Annotated in this window: 13 protein-coding genes; 8 read left to right on the forward strand and 5 right to left on the reverse strand. The window is 54.1% G+C overall.

The genetic code is table 11. The features are described 5' to 3' along the window. On the reverse strand, nt 1-318 hold a 318-nt coding region (locus RMSM_RS42410), incomplete at its 3' end, for a hypothetical protein (RefSeq protein ID WP_040764727.1). 97 nt (nt 319-415) lie between these two features. Here RMSM_RS42410 and RMSM_RS43740 point away from each other — a divergent pair. Next, the gene (locus RMSM_RS43740) at nt 416-724 is read left to right on the forward strand and encodes an ISAzo13-like element transposase-related protein (RefSeq protein ID WP_160168253.1); all 309 of its coding nucleotides are present in this window, start codon (nt 416-418) and stop codon (nt 722-724) included. A 44-nt stretch (nt 725-768) separates the two neighbouring features. Here the strand turns inward: RMSM_RS43740 and RMSM_RS07695 are convergent, their stop codons facing one another. Next, nucleotides 769-1,884 carry a hypothetical protein gene (locus RMSM_RS07695; protein WP_144057464.1) on the reverse strand — a complete coding sequence of 372 codons (1,116 nt, stop codon included), beginning with the start codon at nt 1,882-1,884 and terminating at the stop codon, nt 769-771. An 83-nt stretch (nt 1,885-1,967) separates the two neighbouring features. After that, nucleotides 1,968-2,225, reverse strand: a complete 258-nt coding sequence (locus tag RMSM_RS07700; protein WP_008693838.1) for a hypothetical protein — start codon at nt 2,223-2,225, stop codon at nt 1,968-1,970. A gap of 242 nt (nt 2,226-2,467) precedes the next feature. Between RMSM_RS07700 and RMSM_RS38255 the strand changes: the two genes are divergently transcribed. Continuing rightward, nucleotides 2,468-2,935, forward strand: coding sequence for a transposase (locus tag RMSM_RS38255; RefSeq protein ID WP_315850135.1), 468 nt, complete (start codon nt 2,468-2,470; stop codon nt 2,933-2,935). 12 nt (nt 2,936-2,947) lie between these two features. Here the strand turns inward: RMSM_RS38255 and RMSM_RS07705 are convergent, their stop codons facing one another. Beyond that, entirely contained in the window at nt 2,948-4,039 is a 1,092-nt protein-coding gene (locus RMSM_RS07705) for a hypothetical protein (RefSeq protein ID WP_008693841.1), read from the reverse strand. Nucleotides 4,040-4,592: 553 nt separating this feature from the next. Beyond that, nucleotides 4,593-6,050 carry a sulfatase family protein gene (locus tag RMSM_RS07710; protein WP_008693844.1) on the reverse strand — a complete coding sequence of 486 codons (1,458 nt, stop codon included), beginning with the start codon at nt 6,048-6,050 and terminating at the stop codon, nt 4,593-4,595. 399 nt (nt 6,051-6,449) lie between these two features. Here RMSM_RS07710 and RMSM_RS07715 point away from each other — a divergent pair, with 399 nt between their 5' ends. The 6 genes from RMSM_RS07715 (at nt 6,450) to RMSM_RS07740 (ending at nt 20,544) form a co-directional block, all read left to right on the forward strand. Continuing rightward, on the forward strand, nt 6,450-7,022 hold the full coding sequence (locus tag RMSM_RS07715; protein WP_063870204.1) for an RNA polymerase sigma factor: 573 nt from the start codon (nt 6,450-6,452) through the stop codon (nt 7,020-7,022). Next, nucleotides 7,019-9,895 carry a vWA domain-containing protein gene (locus RMSM_RS36565; RefSeq protein ID WP_008693848.1) on the forward strand — a complete coding sequence of 959 codons (2,877 nt, stop codon included), beginning with the start codon at nt 7,019-7,021 and terminating at the stop codon, nt 9,893-9,895. The genes RMSM_RS07715 and RMSM_RS36565 overlap by 4 nt, the downstream gene beginning before the upstream one ends. A 96-nt stretch (nt 9,896-9,991) precedes the next feature. Continuing rightward, the gene (locus RMSM_RS07725; protein WP_008693849.1) at nt 9,992-17,068 is read left to right on the forward strand and encodes a DUF308 domain-containing protein; all 7,077 of its coding nucleotides are present in this window, start codon (nt 9,992-9,994) and stop codon (nt 17,066-17,068) included. Nucleotides 17,069-18,017: 949 nt separating this feature from the next. Beyond that, nucleotides 18,018-18,416 (forward strand): helix-turn-helix domain-containing protein, encoded by a 399-nt coding sequence (locus tag RMSM_RS42415; RefSeq protein ID WP_008693850.1) that lies wholly within the window; start codon nt 18,018-18,020, stop codon nt 18,414-18,416. Next, nucleotides 18,401-20,239: a WD40 repeat domain-containing protein gene (locus RMSM_RS07735; protein WP_040764729.1), complete on the forward strand. Its 1,839-nt coding sequence runs from the start codon at nt 18,401-18,403 to the stop codon at nt 20,237-20,239. Before RMSM_RS42415 ends, RMSM_RS07735 begins: the two co-directional genes overlap by 16 nt. 11 nt (nt 20,240-20,250) lie before the next feature. Further along, nucleotides 20,251-20,544 (forward strand): hypothetical protein, encoded by a 294-nt coding sequence (locus RMSM_RS07740; RefSeq protein WP_008693854.1) that lies wholly within the window; start codon nt 20,251-20,253, stop codon nt 20,542-20,544. Nucleotides 20,545-20,809: the final 265 nt, after the last annotated feature.

Raw genomic sequence — 20,809 nt, forward strand, 5'->3', positions numbered from 1 at the left:
TTGGATGCGGCGGGCGGATAGACCGGCTTGGCATTTCTCGATGATGATGTCGCGAAACGGCTCGCACTGACTGTTACCGGTTGCCACCGCATCGGTCGCTTGAGGCCGGTGAGACCCGGTTGGCGCTATGGTACTGTTTGAATCCGCAGGCCCGGTTGGCGCTGTATCGCTCGGAGTCGTTGGCGCTTTGGTACTGTTTGAGCTTTCGCTGGTCAAATGCCGCCGAACTGCCCCGCGGGAGACGCTGAGAGTCTTTGCGATCCGTCGTTCAGAATATCCGGCATTGCGTAAGTTGTTGATTGCTAAGGACTTGTCCATCGCTATTGATTCGCCATGAGGCCCTCGTCGGTGGGTTTTCGGATGTGAAAACCCACCATCGGACAAGGGACCGGGGTGTGGGATCAACTGGTACCGTTTGAGGCGCCAATCACTGGTACTGTTTGAGCGCAAACTGACACCTCCGTACTGCTCAAAGTACAACCCGATTGATCACCGACTGTTTTGCCACCTGAGTCGTGCCATCAGTCGCAGACTGGTTGAATCATTAGACTGGATGCAGTTGCTATTCTCCCGCGTGACAACCACCGTTGGATTAAAAGTTATATGCGAATTGGCTAGGAAGGCTTATCGATCAGGACAGAAGGCGACCGAATCGTTCCGCAAAAATGAGCCGATGATCCGCGACAAAGTCCTGGGCCAGTTCAACTATGTACTCCGTCCATAAAATGACGAAGTTATTTCCGAACGGTTCCTTAACGAATGCAAGGGTTATGTTGTTGACGCTCTTGGTTGGCCGAAGACTATACATGACTCATCAACGAATTCGGATAGTCCAGTTGCTGTGAGGAATGCGTTCGCATCATTCAGCGAGACAGCGTGAAGGTCTGGGCTGTCCCAAAAACCAAACGATAAATAGAACCAAGCTTGCTGCTCATTTAGATCGAAGGACAGGTTTGTTTCAATCTTTGATTCGCCCCTAAACGAAACGTTTCCGAATGGAACGAATCCGATTGGCGGTGGAACATCTGCACCGCTGAAGAAATCAATCACTTCGCTTCGTAGTTCTCCATCAAAATGATACATGTAATAGCCGTCAGGATGTGCAAACAACTTCCTCCAACTGTCATGTCTGTTCATTTCGTGGATGGACTCTACGCGGACCATGGCGGAGATTGCCGTTTGCTCGATCAAACTGCAGACGCCAGTAACGATCAACGGCAGTTCTTCCGCTGAGAAATCCAGGTATAAACTTTTGGTTTCCTGCGGGTTCTTGGAAAAGCCCAATCCGCCATCGCATTTAAGACGCTGGTTCTCGGTTCCTTCAAACAGCATGTTGTTCCCATCAGCAATGAATCGATTCGATGTGTCGCCAAATGGAGCACCCATTGCATTTGCAATGATGTTTGCAATACGCAATCGCTCTGTTAGATCCGGCGAATCCTCATTGAGATAGTTGTAGAGATGCCACTTCCATCGCCATTGGTCCGGAGCTTTCTGGTTGGTTATGAACAGATTTAAAGCCCAAACAGACATTTCCACAAAAGACATCTTGCACACCATATCAGGCAACTTTTTATTCCAACTGATAATGTCTTTTAGTGATGCGACATATTCTTTCGCCAACACCTCCGAGGACAGCGGCGAGGAAATTCTGGTGATACTTAAAACTTCCTCATCAAAATCGGGATCAAAGTTATTAAGAGAGACGGGACGGGGAACCGCACCTGAAACCGTTACATTGCCCTCAAGCGAACCCTCTCCGTTCAGATGACAGGACCACAACTTTAAATCTGAGTTTATTCTCACGGATGTCATTATCTTCTCGACGATACGAGGTAATGCATCGAGCGGAAACGGCTTACTCTGAAATAGAAGATTAGGCATCTTGATGAATTTGATTTCGTTAAGGGAAAGTTGACGGAAGCCTCTTTTACGCTTCCAGATCACATTGGTTCACTTGAGGCCCGTCACAGGCCTGGCCAAGCGAAGTACTCCACAGTGCCACCCAGTTGCGTAATATGCTCCACAACTCTCTTCGGCAATGTCTCCACATCATCGCTGTGAATCCAAATTCGTGAGGCGTAGCCGTCATGCTTTTCGGCTTTTTTGTTCCAGCTCACCGCTTTTAAAATTGCAAATTTGGGTAACTCATCGAGATCCGCCTTCATGAGGGCGTTGCAGTCCTTCACACCAGTGAACGCCGCCACGGTTGCTTCGGCTTGCACGAAGTACGTTTGCCCGCCGCGAGATGCGATTATGTTAATGTCGTTGTAAGAGAAAAGGGGAAGGGGGTTTTAATGGCTGCAGATAGTGGGTAGGTTGGCTCAAGACTGACCGAGACACGCGGCGAGAGCCTTTGATGACCAGGACGAAGCAGCCGGATGAAGCGGGAAAGATTTATTAAGCCATCAATCGTGGTAACAACCGGCAAGCGATCTTCCACAAACCTGAAGACTACGAAGCGTTTCTGAGAACGCTCAGTGAAGGCCTTGGGAAATACCCCGCGGATCTCTTTTCGTTTTGCTTAATGCCAAACCATTGGCACTTAGTTCTACGGCCGCGAAAAGACGGCGCGATGGGCAGGCTGTGCGGATGGCTCTCCTCCACGCACACACTTCGATGCCATGCGCACCATCACACCCGCGGTCACGGGCATCTTTACCAAGGGCCGTTCAAGAGCTTCGAAGTCGAAGATGACGCGCACTTTTTCACGCTGTCCGACTCTGCACCACGCGCGGACGCCCCTTTGGTTCTCAACAGTGGATCGAAGAAACCTGCGAACGAAATGGCATTTGGTTCACAATCCAACCACGAGGCCAGCCAAGGAAGAAACCAAAAACAGAAGCGGTCCAACCGCCACCGTACTGACAAGAGCCACATTAAACCCCCTTCCCCTTTTCTATTAATGCGACCAAGCTCTTTCACTATGACCTGAAAGACTCTTTGCCTACTCGCAATTAGATGACGCCGGAGATTCGAGCGACTGCGTGAGAGCCAACAATCCCCAGCGTTCGTCGGCTTCACCGGTCCAAAACTCGAGCTGATCTCGCCACGGAATCTCTTTCAGTACACGATCTAGCAGCTTTTTGGACGGTGCATCAAATTCGAGGAATTGCTCGTCCGCCGTCTTGATAAAACTGATACCCACGTCGTGCGGGTTGCCCCTGAGTTTAACTTCGAGTAACGGCAATCGCCAGTAACCTTCACTAGGAAGACTATTCCTGATTTCGTCCTCCGAAAAGTCTTCCCGATAAAATCCGCAGAAACCAAAATCGCAAGATCGAAACGATTCATACATCCGAGATGAGTCGCGTTCAAATTCGCTTGGCGTTCGGTAGAAAGACACGTTCTCGGAGGCGAACTCAAACTCCGCAGACAATGATTCGATCAAATCATAAATTTGACTGAGTGTTTCCGTGGCACTCGAGGCACTTTGTTGGGTCACGGTGATGCGGTCCATCTCCGATTCTGATGGGAAGAGCCGAAACGTCCAATCTTCAGAGTCTGGAAGATGGCATCCATCAAACTTGTCCTGGTTTCCAATGACTTCTAAAGTTCCAAGACAGCTGAGTTTTTTGCGAACGCTGTTCCAAAAAGCAAATCTTATTGAATCAAGTCCACAGACAGACCGAAACGGAGTTTGCAACGCAAGAACAAAAGGCGGTTTTCGATAATCGTTAACATCTAACTCGATCGTAAAGTAATTCTTCGGATTGCCGATAGGTTTGATCGTAAACCGCCGACTACATGAGAACTCGTCATCTGGCCCAGTAGGCATGAGCCGACTCGCTTGCTTCGATTTCCCCAAATCCAACCAAGTCTGACGGACGATGACGAGATTCTTTCGGTCATCCGCCGCAGCTGACACGATATCACACCACCGACGAATGCAATCAAATGAAAGGAGTCGGCAGTCTTTCAAACGGAAATTAAAGCCGTACCAAGCTTGTCCCCGGGCATCTGCTGTCGGGAAAGCCACCGATGCTATTGCCTTTTTTCCAAAATCTTCTTGCAGCTGCCTAGAAACCTCGATCGGCATACGTGTATCGTCGAGTTGCCGTCTTGCAAAACACCAAGTCATTAAATCTTTCCTATGTATTTGATCGTCCAAGTAAAGCAGGAATTATCTTAGGAGTTGCGAACTCCTCAAAGAACTCAAACGCTGTTATTGCTCCATCAATCTCATTCGCATCTTTTGCTCGCTCGAGTATTCCCATCGCCTTGTCAAACAACGTCCTTCCTTCTGGCGTGTCTCGTCTGTCATTGGTGTATTCGACGGACTAGGAAGTCCATCGTACGACTAAATCAACAGCGAACTACGCACGGTTCCGACAATCAACCGGTACTAACGCTCAATGCCATCGAATTTGGGTGCGGCACGGCCCGAGCCGCCCGGTTGAGGCGAGTAAAACGTTCGGTTTAGACCGGGCGGGCCCCGCGCCGCACCGCTACAAACGCCATCCGTTGAGTGCCAAAGTAGATGGCATTGGGCGCGCGCCCTGCCGCTACAAAATGTTTCACAGCGTTTCCCAAACGACCATCAGGATTCCATCCAATGATTTCTGTCTACTTGCCTAGTTCCGAACAGGATATCAGGGACGCGTTCGCCCTTCGGCTTCGGCCCGCTGGAATGATGCAGCCAGTTGTTTCACGATCTCGGGATGCTCGTCGACGAGGTTTTTGACTTCTCCCGGATCCTCGGTCAGATCATAGAGCTCATGCCCCAGATCTTGGTCGCTGCCGTAGCGAACGATCAACTTCCATTTCCCGGTACAGACGGCGACGGAGCTGTCTTTGCCGTTGCCCAGGATGAAGACGGTATCGCGACCGGCAATCTGATCCTTCTTTCCGAGCAACACGGGCAGCAGGCTGAACGAGTCTTCGGCCTCCTCCGCAGGTAGGTCTCGATCGACGATGTCCGCAGCGGTCGCAAACAGGTCGGTCAGACTGGTCGTGCATGCCGACGACGTTCCCGCTACGATTTTGCCTGGCCAGCGGAAAATCAATGGGACACGATGACCGCCCTCGTAAGCATAGCCTTTGCCGTCACGCCACGGGCCATTGGTCACGTGCCCCAATTTCTTAGCGTCCTCTTTGGCCGTTTTAAACTTCTTGCGGATGTCACCGGAATCGTTAGCGAGGTTCAGCCGAACGCCGTTTGTTCCTTTAAAATCCTTTGGTGTTGAACCATTGTCACTGGCGAAAATCACGACCGTGTTTTCGGTGAGGCGAAGCTCATCGAGTGTGCTGAGAATCGTTCCAACGTGTGAATCGAGTTCCTGGACATGGTCACCAAACAGTCCCGCGTCGCTCGTGCCACGGAACGTTGCGGCCGGCGTTACATGGGTGTGCGGAGCACAGGGGGTGAAGTACAGCAAGAATCGGTTCTCTGCATTCCGGCGAATGAACTCGACCGCTTTCTTCGTCAACGTGCTATCAACCTGATCCTCGACGCGAGGTTCCGCCAGCCCCTCGGGAAAGTCGCGTTCCTTGACGATGCGATAGGCTTCGCCCGGTTTGCGACCGACGAGGTCGTGGTTCTCGATGAAGGCCCTTGTTGAATCGTTGTGATTCTGCGGCACACCGAAATGGTAGTCGAATCCGACTTCGAGCGGTCCCGTAATCGGCAGCTTGTTCCAATCCTTGCTGTAGCCCAGATGCCACTTCCCGATGGCTGCCGATGTGTAACCCGAGTCCTTTAGAAAAGCCGCCAGCGTCATTTGCCCCGGGCTGAGTCGATAGCCGTTGCCTTTCCTGTGCAACCGCCAGGGAGCCCGGCCTGTGAGCAAACCGTAACGCGACGGCGAACACAGCGAGGCCGCGGAGTGGGCATCGGTGAACTTCATGCCCTGGCTTGCCAGACGATCGATGTTCGGCGTGGCGATCTTTGTGGCTCCGTAACAACCGACGTCGCCGTAGCCAAGGTCGTCAGCAAAGATGATGACGATGTTCGGATTCGAAGTCACTTTGGCGGTCGCTGCCGAATGCACTCCGATCGTCATTGCGACAAAAATCAGTGCGGTGAGAGTCAGGGTGGGGGCCTTGCTCATGTTTACAATCCTTATTTTTGCTGGCTGTGGTTAAACGAACCTAGCCAAAATTGATAATTTTAGATGACTCTTTACTATACTGCGATTCTGAAGAATCCGCAGCTATCAGGACTCCGTAAGATTACCTACTGCGACACGCGAACTGCGACGAGTTCATGAACGCTGACTTGATCGCAGCAGGATTGTCGCCTTTCAAACCTGAATCGCCATTGGTCGCCGCAGAACGATTCCTGGTTGGCCAACCTGCCCTTAAAGCAGATCGGCTTGAAAGCATCTCTAAACCGCATTTTCGAGAAAACTGGCGAAAATTCTCTAATAAACCCAACGGTGTCGCGTCTTTCCTTTTGAGAAGATGAACTCGTCGTGATTCAGGACAGCCAGACGCAGCGAATCGAGTGAATGTTGAAACCGACTCCCCGAGTCTACAAGCCGAGCAGGGATGATGAGACTGAGTCCCGTGTTGAAACGGAGCTGAGTGTACGGACGTTGTTTGACAGCGAAGAGACGCCGCTGCTGCGTTATGCATTCGCTCTGAGCGGTCGCCGTGCGGTGGCCGAGGAGATTGTTCAGGAAGTATTTTTGCAGCTGCATGTCCACTGGGACGAAATCGAGTCGCCCCGAGCTTGGTTGTTCCGCAGCGTACGTAATCGCGTCTATACCCACGTCCGCGATCACCGCCGCGAAGTGCTAGGCGGTGACGACGCCACAACGCAAACGTCCGCTCGCGAAGTGGAATCGCCCGAGGCAATGGTGCTGCGAATGGAGGCGACGGGAACGCTGCGAACAATGCTCGAGGATCTTGACGAGACCGATCGCCAACTGGTGAAACTGAAGTATTTCAAGGATCTCAAGTATCGCGACATCAGTGCCCAAACAGGTCTCAGTATTGGCAACGTAGGCTACCGGCTGCACCACATCTTGAAAGAGTTGGCCGGCAAATTGCGTCCACTCGGAATCGATGAAAATTCATGAAAGACGAACCAAACAAACCGTTGATCGATCCGGAGCTCGAAGCACGCATCGTTGCGCTCGTTTTGGGCGAAGCTTCCGACTTCGAACGAGATCAGTTGCAGCGTCTGATGGATGAGAACGCGGAACTCGCTGCCTTCAAAAACAAAATCGAAAATGTACACGGATTGATGAGAGACGTCGGCGAGGGTGAATGGGATACCACGGACGAACATTGGAAATTGCCAGCAGAAAAACGCAATGCAGTGCTGGCATTCATAAGCGGCCAGACGAACGAGTTGCCAGAGATTCGGGGGGCCAGCAAGTTGGGGACTCAGCCCAGCGATGCTGTCAGTATTCGTCGCAGGAATCGTCGCAGGATTCTGAGCAACGTGTTCAAGGTGGCTGCTGTGCTGCTAGTGGCTGTATTTGGCCTGAGCATGGCAGTGCCAAGCGTCCAGCATGCGCGGGTCGCTACCCGGACTGAGAAGGCTCCCGCGAGCATCGACCACTTCGTCGATCCGCTGGAATCGTCGTATGAGCGAGGCACTGTGTCTGGTTTCGAAGCGGTCATCGCCGATCAGGAAAGGGACTACAGCAACAACTCGAAGTCAGCTCTTGCGGCGATCGAAGATAGCCTCAGTACCAACAAGTCGCTGCCGACCCCCTACTACTTGCAGGACGATGTCCAGTATTTCCCAACAAGTCCTGAATTCAAATTATCACAAGAAGTAGAAAAGTTGGGTGAAAGAGAATTGACGGAGAGCGTGACTCGATTGTCACGACAGCGAGAGAGTGGTCGTCGTTCTGAGTTGGCTCAGCCTACCGTTGATGACTTGGCTCTCATTCCACAAGGCGTCAAAAGTAGCACTGCCGTTGAGTTTGGCGACGAATCAGGGTTCCGAACATCGTCCTCCTTCGAATCGGAAGCAAAGTATTTTGGGTTGCCGAGTGCCAACGATAGTAAGCGTGTGAGTTCATCCCTTGAAGGCTTAGGCATGGAAGACCTAGGTTCAGTTGGGCAGCCGCTGAGTGCGAGCGAACCTGCCGCACGCGGGCTGCGGACGAAGGAATCATGGCAAACGTTTCCCGAACAAACAGCCGACGTGGATTTCAGCGATCTCCCCACACGCCCAGGGCGAATCGGGTTTGGCGGGGCCGTAAACAGTGATGCTGGGGAATCAGGCCAAATGTCTTCGACAGACGGTTTATCGTCAAAGTTAGACGGGGGCATCGAACTGCAGTTCTCGAAAGGCTTCTCCGACGATGCACCGATCGCCGGAAAAGATTTGGACATGAATATGGATCGAGGAGATGCCCGTAAATGGGCAGAGAATGACAGGTACAGTCGCTTTGACGCGGCAGATCCCTTGCCCACACCACGCGAGAAGAGCAAGGCAGTCAAAAGTGATGAAGTGTTTGAGCGTTTAGGCAGGTCGTCTGACGACAAGCAAGGCACTGTCTATCGGTACGTCAAACCGCCGATCGCGTTGGACAAAAAGAGAGCGTTGCAAACGAACGAGCCAGCTAGAACAACCGCTGCCCCAATCGTTTCACCTGCTGGGCTCGACGAAAAGAATGCCGCCCAGGAAGCCTTCTCTACGTTCTCGCTGCACATCAGCGACGTCTCCTTCAAGCTAGCTCGTGCAGCGCTGGCCAGCGGATCATGGCCCGAGCCAGCCAAGGTGCGGATCGAAGAATTCGTTAATGCTTTTGACTATGGCGATCCAATGCCAAGTCGACATGAGAAAGTCGCATGCCGCGTCGAACAGTCCATTCATCCATTCTTGCAACAACGGAACTTGTTGCGGGTTTCGATGCGAACCGCTGCGGAGGGACGGGCGAGCGAAACGCCGCTGCGATTGACATTTTTGCTCGACAACTCGGGGTCGATGGAACGCATCGATCGTCAACAAACAGTACGCCGCGCGTTCGCCCTGCTAGCTCAACAACTGAAAACAATCGATCAAGTCACTCTGATCAGCTTCGCTCGTCAGCCGCGACTGTTAGCCGACAAGGTCAGCGGAGACCAATCGAGTCAGCTTGTTGAACTTGTAGACAAATTGCCCAGTGAAGGAGGCACCAATCTCGAATCGGCGTTGCAATTGGCCTTTGAAAAGGCTCAGGAACAACACACTGACGGCGCCCAAAATCGGGTCATCTTGCTCACCGATGGAGCTGTTAATCTTGGCGATGCCAACCCCGAACGTCTATCGGAGATGATTACCACGATGCGAGTCGCAGGGATTGCTTTTGATGCGGCGGGGATCAGCGCCGATGGATTGAACGATGAAATTCTCGAAGCCCTCGCTCGCAAAGGCGACGGTCGTTACTACTTGCTCGATTCGCTTGAAGCCGCTGATGATGGGTTTGCCCGACAGATCGCCGGTGCGTTGCGGCCGTCGGCTAAGAACGTCAAAGTCCAGGTCGAGTTCAATCCAAAACGAGTGGGCCGGTACAAGTTGCTGGGCTTCGAAAAACATCGTCTGAAGCAAGAAGATTTTCGCGACGACAACATCGATGCGGCCGAAATGGCTGCGGCCGAAGCAGGTGTGGCGTTGTATCAATTCGAAGCGAAGCCGGACGGCGAAGGCGATGTCGGTTCCGTGTCGGTGCGATTTCGCGATCTATCGTCGGGGCAAATGATCGAAAATCGCTGGCCGATTCCCTACGAACCCAACGCCCCACGTTTGGAACGAGCCACGCCGTCACTTCGCATCGCGGGCTCTGCTGCTTTGTTTGCGGCAAAGCTTCGCGGCGACGCGTTAGCGGAAAACGTCGATCTAAAAACGTTGTCCAATCTGATCGCCGGATTGCCCGAGCAAAGTCGTAATTCCGATCGAGTTGCTCAGCTGCAATTGATGATTCAACAGGCTCGGCAAGTGGTCGGAGAGTAAGTCTCGGTTCCAAAGCGCTCTATCCGCTACCGCGCCCGACCCTCTCGCCAAACGGCAGAGGATCTTGAGCAAATCCACTCCAATGAGCATCCCCTCATGAAAACGACTACCTTGCTGCACACCCGCACGATGGTTCTGCTAGGACTCGCTTGTTTGGCGAGCATGTTGATGCTTCCCTGTCTCGCTCAGGACGATTCGCGGCAAGCCAGCATCAACAGTTCCATTGGTGCTGATGGTACCGGCACGATTGTTGTCGAAGCTCGCGGCCATTTGCCCATCTTGCCTCCCTTCTATACCGCCACGGCCGATGCGGTCGTGCAAATAGAAACCGACCACGTCGAGCAAGAGGTTCAACTGGCCATCAAAGTGATCCAGGGGACTGCCAAGAGATTAAGTTTTGGACTTAGCGGCGATGGACAGGTGACCGCCGTCGCTGGCGATGGCACTGAGTCGTGGTCCGTGCGTCAAGTCGGGGCCAGGCGATTCCTTGATCTGCATCTCAAAGAGGACGTCTCGGATGCAAATGCGGTGATCTCCATTCGCTCGCCCGAAGCCAAATATGAACTTCCCAGCGAGATCCAACTGACTCACCTCACTCAGGGTGAATCGGTTGGGTTCAATTCGTCGATCCGTATTCAGTACGATCCCGCAGTGGAGGGGGCCGTCACGGTCGCCACTGGTTTTGCACCGCTCGACAGTGAAGGCGACGCAGACCGATTTCAAACCACGACCGGCGGTCAACTGAAACTTTCGCTCCGTCGTAGCGGTGTGTCTCCGGCACCCGTGGAACTAATCGACACGGATTTGCAGGGGACGATGCACTCCAATGGCGAGTCGATTGGCCTTCAGCTTCGCAGCACCGCTGTTGTTACCGAGGATAACGAGGGAATTATAATCCTTTCCGGCAACGCCGCCGTTAGTGAAGTGCCGAGTGATGCCAACTATCGACTACGTCTTTCGAATGACAATGAACGTCCGGTTTACAAACTTGTGTTTGACAAGGCTGGTACGTATCCCGTGACACTCAACTTTGTCGCCACGTTGCTTGCCCCCGACAGTAATGGGCACCGCATCGATTTTACGATCGCTGCCGGCACCGTTGTCCCCATCACACTCAGCGGACTCGGCTCAGATCTTGTGTTTCATCGTGATCAACAATCGGTTGTGCCACTGCGAGACAAAGATAAGTGGTTGGGTTTTTTGCCTGCAACCGGTCACGCTCAGTTGCAGTGGAAGACCGCACGGAAGACGGATGATGGAAAGTTGTTCTTCACCACGACTGGTCAAGTCGAAGCAAAAGTGGGTGTGGGACTACTGCGTCAAGATCATCAGATCGACTACCAAGTGCTGCAAGGTGAGCTGAAGAGCTTGAGCATCTTGATGCGGGGCCCAGGAGAGATACTCGACGTTCAAGGTGACAAGGTCGTTGCTTGGAAAGTGAGTGGCAAAGCCGAAGATCGACAATTGGACATCACTCTCAGCCAACCGATTGCGGGGACGAGCCAGATCAGGGTACGTAGCCAAACGCCGCTTGGTGCGTTTCCAGTGCGTGTCGAAGGGTTACGGCTGAATCCGATGGGAGCGATCCGGCATTCCGGTTTTCTGCGTCTTTCCAATTTGGGCTCGGTGCGTGTCGAGCCCACGGGGCTAAGTGGATTGACTCAGTTGGCACCGGAGCAATTTCCCGGTGAACCCATCGAGGCACGGCAGGTTTTTGTTTATCGTTTCCCCTCGGCGGACCACGATTTCACCCTTGCGGCGGATCGTATTCAACCCGAAGTCAGCATCTCGCAACTGGTGCTGTATCAGCTGGATGAAGCCGACCGAGTGATCAAAGCCGACATTGAACTCGACATTCGCGAGGCGCCGATTCGCGAGTGGGATTTCGGAATTCCAGCCGACTACTCCATCGTCTCGGTGACTGGTGCGAACGTTGCGGACTACATCGCTGCGACGGAGATCGTGGATAGCCGTCGCAACTTGAAAGTCATGTTTGATCAGGACGTTGAGGGACGCCAGCTTGTTTCGTTGCATCTTGAAAAAAGTGAGGCTGCGGTCGCTGGGAATTGGGTTTTGCCACGAATTGAATTCCCCGGTGCGAAAGCGGTTCGCGGCGATATCGGAATCATCGGTGGTGCAGGTTATCGGATCACGATCGAAGAAACGGAGTTGTTGGTAGAAAAACCGCTGTCCTACTTTCCCAAACCGACCGCAGGCCTACAACAAACCTTTCGCATCCGTGAACCTGAATGGTCAGCCAGAATGCGAGTCGAACTACTCGAACGGAGTGTGCAAGCCGATGTGTTTCATCTTTATTCGCTGAGCCAAGAAACGGTGTATGGCAGCGCGTTGATCAACTACTTCGTTACCGGCGCTCCGGTGTCGGAATGGAAAATTGTAGTGCCCCCGGCGCTAGGCAATGTCATGGTCGATGGGCAGGACGTTCGTACTTGGCGTCGAGAAGACGACGTCCTGATTGTTTCTCTGCACCAGCCCGTGATGGGAGGCTACACCTTGTTGGTGACGTTCGAAGAAAAACCGGACGAAAATCAAGGCTCCTTCCAAGCCGGACAGATTGCACCGCTGGGCGTACAGAGCGAACGTGGCTACATCCAAGTTGTTAGCCCCATGCAAGTGGAGATGAATACGGTCTCCGTTTCCGACGACATGCTGAAACTTGATCCGTTGGAGTTACCTGCCGAATTCCGTTTGCTCAGCACCGCGCCGCCGCTGGGGACTTGGCAATACACCGATCGTCCGTTTGCTTTGGATCTAAAAGTCGACTGGTTCCAACCTGGCACAACATTGACTCAGGTGGTTGAGTTTTCGGAGGTCAACAGTCGTGTTTCGCAGGACGGCGAATTGGTCACCGACGTGCTCTACTATGTTAAATCGCGGGGACAACGCACGCTGAGGGTCAAGCTGCCGGACGATCCGGTGCGTCTTTGGAAAGTTTCCGTCAATGGTCAAGTTGCCACTGCCCGACAAGCGGATGACGCTACGTTGATTCCACTTCCCGGAGGAATCAATCCCAACATTCCAATCGAAGTCCGGCTTAGCTTGGGCAAACCGACCGTCGATGAATCGGATCCCGAACTGACTCTGCCAATCGTCTTCGCGCCGGTACTGAAAACACAGTGGAACATTGTTGGGGACGAGAAACGCGTGCTGATTCCCCGCGGCGGGACCTTTACTCCATCCGTACCTGTGACTCGGGCATCCGGATTTGATTGGGTGGCCAAGCACGGCATGGTCCCCTTGGTTCTGATCGGCTTATTCACCGGCATCGGAATTTGGGCGTGTGCCAAGTCAGCAGCTTGGCCTGTGTTGGGTTTGCTCAGTATCGCCATCGCGATCGGGGTGTCGGTCTTCACTGCGAGCACGGCGTTTGCACAGTTAGGATCGCCGGTTCCACTGCAGCTAAGTCTTCCAAATTTGTCGGCGGGGGAAACCATTCGGCTTCACGTCCAAAACACACCGCTTTGGCGTGTCGATCTCTCATGGATCGGCCTCGTTGCACTGTTGGGTGGCGTCGCCGCGATTGCCTGGTCTTTTATTCATGACGATGCCAGTGTTCGAATGATAAGCCGCTGGATTGGAATGTTTCTAATCGCTTTGGGGATACTGATGCAAGGCGGCGGAGCTCCTTGGTTTTATGTCCTGCTTGCTGTTGGGATTTTGGTTTTGGTCTTCGTTCGGCCGGCGCTTGACTCGACCCGCGGTTTGGGGCGTTGGCTGCGAAACATCGCCGAGAAGCCGACGACAAAAATGGAATCGGATGGAAACGATGGTCCCGACGCGGAACCCGGCGTCACGTTTACGCCGATCATCATTCTGTTCGCCCTGGTTCTTTCATTCGCGTGCTCTTCCGTTTCGGCAGCGGACCCCAGCGGTTTTGACGCGGCGGATTCGATCAAACAACAGTGGCGGATGACACATCAAGATTCGCGTCTGACCGCAACGGGAACGATCACATTGTCGGGGCAACCGGGAGATCGTTTTCTGCTGTTGGAAATGCCAGCCGTACTGACTCGCTTCGATGGCAAAGGTTTGCGTCTGTCGAAACAAGATGTGCCCGGCCAAGGCCTGAGCTATATCATCAGCATTCCGGTTAACAATGATACGTCCGAGGTAGAAGAGGTTTCGCAGCCAAACGAGGCGACCGAATATAAGGCGACATTCGAGTATCGGCTCGAAGCGGTCAAGCCGCTTGATGGCGTGCCTGTGTTGACGGGCATCGCTGCGGTTCGGGAAATCAATCTCCGCTACGACGAGGCGGGGTGGGATGTCGTTAGCCCCACCGCGGTGCGAGTGGAATCTGTCGATTCCGACGACCAGGCTACCGAGGTGAATTTGCTACTTGGCACCGGGGAAGCCAGTGTCATCCTGAAACCGAAGGCTCGTGATGTCACTCTCGAGGAAACCAATTTTTTTGTGGAAACCTCGAATCTGTATCTGCCAGGTCCGGGCGTCGTTGATGGCCGTCATCGTCTTCATCTGCGAACTTCGCAAGGTCAGTTGAGCGAGTTAGCCGTGCTAGTTCCCAAAGGACTGACGGTCAGCGCCGTGAGCGGCCCGGTCGGTTCGTGGCAGTTCGATGCCGATCAGGGGCGGTTGAAATTGCAAATCGAACCGGCTCAGTCAAATCCATTCGACGTCATCATTGATACGCAGCGTGGCCTCGATTCGCTGCCCTCAGACGTCACCCTGTCTCCACTGCGAGTCGCGGACGCGGGCGGCGAAGTCGGGCTGGTGGCGATTGCGTTTGGAGCCGATGCCCAACCTGAAAAATTGGATTCGCAAGGAATGTCGGCAGTCAATTTGGCCGACTTTGACGCGAGCTTGATCCTCAACAAGCAGGTGGTGCTGCATCGGGTTTATCGGTACGGTTCCGAAGGCGGAGAATTGACGTTGCGTGTGGCACCTGTGGAGTCCGAAGTTCGCGTGATCAGCAAGCAAGTGCTGTCACTCGGGGACGAACGGGTGGTCTTAGGCATCAATTTCGCAGCGGAGATTACCCGAACCGGCTTGTTCCAATTAAGTTTTCCGTTGCCTGATGGGCTCGAAGTCGAATCGCTCTCGGGCGCTTCGCTGCACCACTGGGCCGAACTCAGCGAAGGCGACCAGCGACAAATCGTTCTCCACTTGAATGGCAAAACGATCGGTTCGCAGAGTTTCTCGTTGACGTTATCTGGAACGGCGCCAAATGATCCCGGCGATTGGAAGCTGCCACGATTTGAGTTGAACGAAGCAACGCGTCAAACCGGTGAGTTGGTGGTCCGGCCCACGACGGGCATTCGGCTCAGAACAGTGTCACGCCAAAATGTATCGGAGACCGACCCACGCAGCATGGGCGGCAAAGTTCAGGGCTCGCTGGCTTTTCGTTTGTTACAGCGTGATTGGGATCTGGTGCTGGGGATCGAAAAACTCGAACCGTGGGTGACCGGGCAAGTGCTACATGAAATCACCTTGCGTGAAGGCCAGACACGTTCTGCCTTGATCGCTGAATTCGATGTGCAAAACGCTTCGATTCGTACGCTTGCCGTCGCATTGCCGATTGCCGACGAGGACGAGATCAAGACGTTGCGGGCCAGTGGTGACATCGTCAGCGATTTTGTACGAACGGCCCCCGATTCAGATGTTTGGGAAGTTCAGTTTAAACGTCACGTAATCGGAAAAATCCAATTCCGGATTGAATACGAACGCCGCGGCGATCGCGAGAGCCCGTCCACAAACGGTCAAACTCCATCAGGTGCAAGTTCGAAACAAGAAAACGAAGTCTTGGTACCCGCTGAATTCCCCGATGCACGCCAGTTGTCATACTATTTTGGCGTTCGTGCCGGCGGTCGGTTCGAATTGGAGCATGATCCACTGCCCCAAAGCTGGCAGCGAGCGGATTGGAATACGGTTCCCCAAACATTGCGAGATGCGGGAAACCGGACGGCGCCGGCGCTTGTGCTACGCGCTGTGCCCCCTGCAAATTCGCTGCGTATCGTTGTCAAACGCCATTCATTGGCAGACGCACTGAAACTTCGTGTGGCCAAAGGCACGTTTACCACGGTTTTGTCGCCGAGCGGAAATCAACTCACTGCGGTCGATGCAACCATCGAGGTCATCCAGCGCAGCAGCCTGAGCGTCGGATTGCCTGAGGGTGGCGAGCTATTCAGTATTTTTGTCAATGGCGAAAGCGTCAATTCGATTCGACTGGGCGGCAATGGAAGTCTGGGCGGCGATGGGCGTCAGGGCAACGACGGCAACGTGTGGCAGTTTTACATTCTGCCGGGCATCGACGACCGCACGGCGAAAGTTCGCTTTGTCTATTCAGTTGCGAGTGATCGTCCTGCTCGCCGAAACGATCTTCGTAACTTGACCCTCGCCAGCCCTGAAATGAATGTACCACTCGAGAACATTCAGTGGAGTGTCGTCGCCCCCAAGGGATTCGAGCTGATCGACCACGACGGCAATCTGGAATTGGTCCAGCAAGCCAATCAGGAAGAATACAACCGTAGTTCCTATTTGTCGAAAAGTAGCGGCAAGCGACAAGTCCAAGCACAGCAGGCGACCAAGCTTCTTGAGCAAGCCAATCAATTGATCCAGGCCGGTGAACAAGCCAAAGCTCGCCGCGCTCTCAGCAGTGTCGCCAACCAATACGCACTGGATGCCGCGTCGAACGAAGACGCGCGTGTGCAGCTTGAAAATCTACAGACGCAGCAAGCCATTGTCGGTTTAAATACTCGCCGTCAACGACTCTATCTCGACAATAAACCGAGTGACATTATGTTCGCCGATAACCCCCAATTTCGTGAAGCGGCGTCGGACAACCCTATCCTGCATCAAGATGAAGTGAATTTTCATCCTCAACAGCTCAGCGAACTCCTTCGCGGAAACAGCAGCGAAGACAATGCCGTTCTCGGGCAGATTGCGGGGCGGTTGGTCGAGCATCAACACACCACGGATCCGGCGGCACAAGCGATCATCATCAGCCTGCCCGAAGAAGGTGCTGTTTATACATTCAGTCGCAGTGTGCAAGTTGCCGAAAACGAGCCTCTCAAATTAGAGCTCGATTTTGTTTTGCAGCATCGCGTTTCGTTTTGGCAGACCGCATTGCTGGTTTTGTTGCTGTCCTTATTCGCCGCCATCCTGACCGTGGCTTCGAAACGACAGTTGATTTAATCGAAATGCAAATCGCAACTGTGAGCCGTGGGCCGTAAGGCACCGGGTAATGCGCGGGACCCGGCCGCTTACGCGTCACGGCTCACTAATTCAACAAGCCTTTGACGGGTTCCGCTACGAGATGCTGTGAAGCATTTCGCATTGGCGATAGCCTCAGGCTGCTAAATTTTTCGTGTTGCTTCGGATATTATGGGTGAGTATTTCTTCCGGCCTATCCTGCAGTTACCTCTCCACCGACAAAGTTGGTGGAGAGATGGCAGAAAAGCCGCGCAACCAAAAATCACGATAAGTCCAAAGGGCCAGCGGCCTGGCTAGTGCCCGAACGGCTAATAATAAGAGCGGTGATGTCGTACTAAATCAGCCGTCTCCAAGCTGGGAGGGCGAAGCATCACTCAACTTAAAAAACGGCACGACCTGCAGGCGAGGAAAAGGGGATCGCAATCCGCTTGATACGCTTCGCCTGGACTCGGCAAACGGCTCGGCTTCGGCCCGCAGCCGCGATAGCGTCTGGAGTATGTGGTCATAAACAGCGTAGGCAAGCCTCCGGCACAAAAGGAGCAGCTCTTTCTGCTCCTGCTCTGAAACACCGGACACAAGGCCAAACCCCACACAAGACCTAACCCCGGTGCAGGCCTGCTCGCGGTCCCCAATCTCCACCGCACCAGAGCCCCTGAGATGCCGACGCCGTCAACCTACCGCCGGTCAGGCCTCTCTCAAAATACCGAGCAAACAAACGCCGCACTTGCCAATCTCTCCGGCGTTCGCGGCAAATTGAACGCGATTGCAGCGAGTTTTCCGTTTATTTGCCGGCACTCTGGACACATGCTGTCCATCCCGCCCCCCGCCAGCAAAACACTTGCTATATTCACTCCAGTGCGAATTTTGAAACGCATTGCAGCGCGAGGTTACATCGAGGAGTTTTGACGGCGGAAGGCGAGGTTTTGAATTGATGAGCATGGGAACGCAGCGGAAGCGTCATCCACAATTACTGCGATTGATTACGCTGGGGCGGGGCGACGAGACCATCGAGTCGCTCGCGGCTACGCTCGGCGTCAGTGAGAAAACGGTCCGCCGCGACATCGCGGGGCTGCGTCAACTAGGAATCGCGATCGAGGAACACGTCTGCCAACATGGCCGCAAGACCTACAGTTTGTCTCGCGAATCGATCGACCAAGTTCGTCAGCTACGTATGCGATCGGAAGAATCGCGGCGACCCTTGACCGAGCAAGTTACCACGGACCCTATTTTTCCGCTCTACTCAAAAACATTGCGGCGGAAGTCGCCAAGACTTGCGCCAACGAGGTTTGAAATGGCATCGACGGAAAGCACTCCATGTCGCAAACGGTGAGACTGTCAATCCTGCTGGTGGGATTGCTCCTTGCGTTCCCGTTTTTGTATCCGCTGAGCCGTTCATTTTTCCGCGGTGACGCGTCCACGGTGCGACCAGAGTGGGGCGCGACGAGTGGGTTGGCCCGGGCACAATCGACCACTGCGAGACAGTCGGTTGATCAAGTCGCACAATCGCCGTCGTTCGATCCCCAACCGGATCTACCCAGGCCTGATCTGATCGTTCCATCGACCGAGGTCTCGCCGGCGCGAGCACAAGAGGATTGGCGACTGATTCTGCATGCACCGGGTGCCCAGATGGAGGCGTTTCGGTTGCTCGTCGGCGCCGGAGGTCGATTGTCGGTCCATCCGGACAAGCAGGTCCTCGTCGCCCCCAGCGGGCCTAACGTGCAGTTCTGGGACTTGGAAGGAGCTTCGCTTATCGAAACGCGGCGTATTGATCCGTCGGACGACGACACTTTGTTTACCAGCGCTAGGTATTCCCCGGACGGTCGGTACATCGCCTTCGGCTCTCCATATGGCCCAATGAAAGTGTTGCGTCTAGCTGACGACGTGCTGGTGCCGATATCAACTGACCGTAGCATCAACGGGGACCGGATCGCGTTCCATCCGGACGGCCAGCGATTTGTGGCAATAGGGGAGCGGACGCCGGAAGGACGCAACATCCCCAATGCTCATTGGGTGGATTTGCAATCCGGAGAGGCACGCCCATTGGTGCCTGATGAAGTGAAGGTCGTCGATGCGGTCGTCAGCGACGACGGAAAATACATCGCCATCGCAGAGACGCAAGCTATTTCGATTCACGACACCGCGTCGCTGGACCAACAGATGCGATCTCCACTCGCGGAGAAGCCGACTTATGTGGTCGCCAGCCCAGACGGCAATTGGATCGTCGGACTGACCGGCGGAACCGTGCGAACTTGGTCCTCCGAAACCGGTCAATTTGTCCAGGAAGCGAACCTTGACACGGGGCTCGAACCCGTCATGGCGATCGACCGATTTGACGACAGCAATCGATACTGCGTATTAACGAGTAAGGGAAAGATATTGATTTGGGATCGTGACACAGGGTCGACTCGTTTTGTCGGGCATCACGAGTCTGCGTATTGCATTCGAGCGATTCCGGGAGAGAGTGGCGTAGTCACGGTCGGATTCAATAATGGTTCACGTCTCTGGCCGATGCCCCGCCCTCAGACGAATTCGGAGCCGACTGCCGAATCGCAATTGGCGTGGTCATTGGTCACTGTTTCGGCAGACGGCTCGAAAATGGCGGCCGTCGGCCAGTACGTTCACGTCTGGAACGTCAGCGATGGGAAATGCCTGACAGCATTCGAGCCAAGAACACGCCATATCAAGGACGTTTGCTTGTCGCCCGATGGTTCGTTGATCGCGTTGGTGGGGCAGGAATTGAAGACAGAGGTTTGGTCCGTGACGCAAGGCCATCCGGTTGCAGACTACTTTGATCCCGATGGCGAGAATCGCTGGCCAGGAACGATCGACCGTCGATCGAATTGCGTTCGGTTCTCTGAAGACGGGCGACAGTTGATGGTCGCCGAACAGGATGCGCTCCGAAGCTACGACGTTCACTCACGACAACGGTTGACGGAGTTGGCCAAAGTCTCACGAAAAGCCGGGACCGTTTTGATTTCGATGATTCAAGCCATGGACACTGATAGTCAATCGGGACGGATCGCGCTGGCACATACGGGCCGCATCGTGGTTTGGGACCCCGACGACGAACGTGCCTTGAAAACGGTGGAAACCCGCGGCCCACTCGATGCCGAACATCCTGGCGTCTTTTTTCTAACGACGGTAAACGAATAGTCGTCGGCCATTTGTACCGTGTCGCAGTCTATGACATCGAATCCGGGCACTTACTCGACGAACTGCAATCGCATTGGGTGCACGGAAGAATGGATGAGGATTGGCTGGTCAGCAATCGTGAGGGACAACTGTCATGGTGGTCACCGGCGACCGAGTACGTTCCGACTTACGAACGAACACGTCGCCGCCCCGCACTGAAGCCTCTGATGAGAGCACGCGGCCAATTGAAGGATGTTGCGTTGACAGATGATGGAACGCTGGTCCTCATCGACCAGCATGACAAACCACTGGTGTACGGCAAGTGAAGAATGACAGGTGCGGACCACCCGACATTCCATAGTGGATCGTGATGGGAGACGCGTTATCCGGATCGGGCCGGCTCGAAGCGATCTTGTTTCGGCGCGGAGGTGCTGGACATCCCTGCCGCTACGGAGTCAGATCGATAACAGTGGGGTGCTTTCCGTTGAGCCCTGCAACGACTCCTCTTTCGCGACGGAAGAGAAAAGAAAAGGGGACGGGGGTTTGGGAGAAAAGGGGAAGGAAGGAAGAAAAAGGGGGGGGAATGGGAAA

Source organism: Rhodopirellula maiorica SM1, assembly GCF_000346295.1.
Lineage (GTDB): Bacteria > Planctomycetota > Planctomycetia > Pirellulales > Pirellulaceae > Novipirellula > Novipirellula maiorica.

Bases quoted from the DNA above. Each gene is read 5' to 3' on its own strand.
- RMSM_RS07695 (WP_144057464.1), bottom strand. From the start codon at position 1,884: ATGCCTAATCTTCTATTTCAGAGTAAGCCGTTTCCGCTCGATGCATTA.
- RMSM_RS07705 (WP_008693841.1), bottom strand. From the start codon at position 4,039: ATGCCGATCGAGGTTTCTAGGCAGCTGCAAGAAGATTTTGGAAAAAAG.
- RMSM_RS07710 (WP_008693844.1), bottom strand. From the start codon at position 6,050: ATGAGCAAGGCCCCCACCCTGACTCTCACCGCACTGATTTTTGTCGCA.
- RMSM_RS07715 (WP_063870204.1), top strand. From the start codon at position 6,450: ATGTTGAAACCGACTCCCCGAGTCTACAAGCCGAGCAGGGATGATGAG.
- RMSM_RS36565 (WP_008693848.1), top strand. From the start codon at position 7,019: ATGAAAGACGAACCAAACAAACCGTTGATCGATCCGGAGCTCGAAGCA.
- RMSM_RS07725 (WP_008693849.1), top strand. From the start codon at position 9,992: ATGAAAACGACTACCTTGCTGCACACCCGCACGATGGTTCTGCTAGGA.
- RMSM_RS42415 (WP_008693850.1), top strand. From the start codon at position 18,018: ATGAGCATGGGAACGCAGCGGAAGCGTCATCCACAATTACTGCGATTG.
- RMSM_RS07735 (WP_040764729.1), top strand. From the start codon at position 18,401: ATGTCGCAAACGGTGAGACTGTCAATCCTGCTGGTGGGATTGCTCCTT.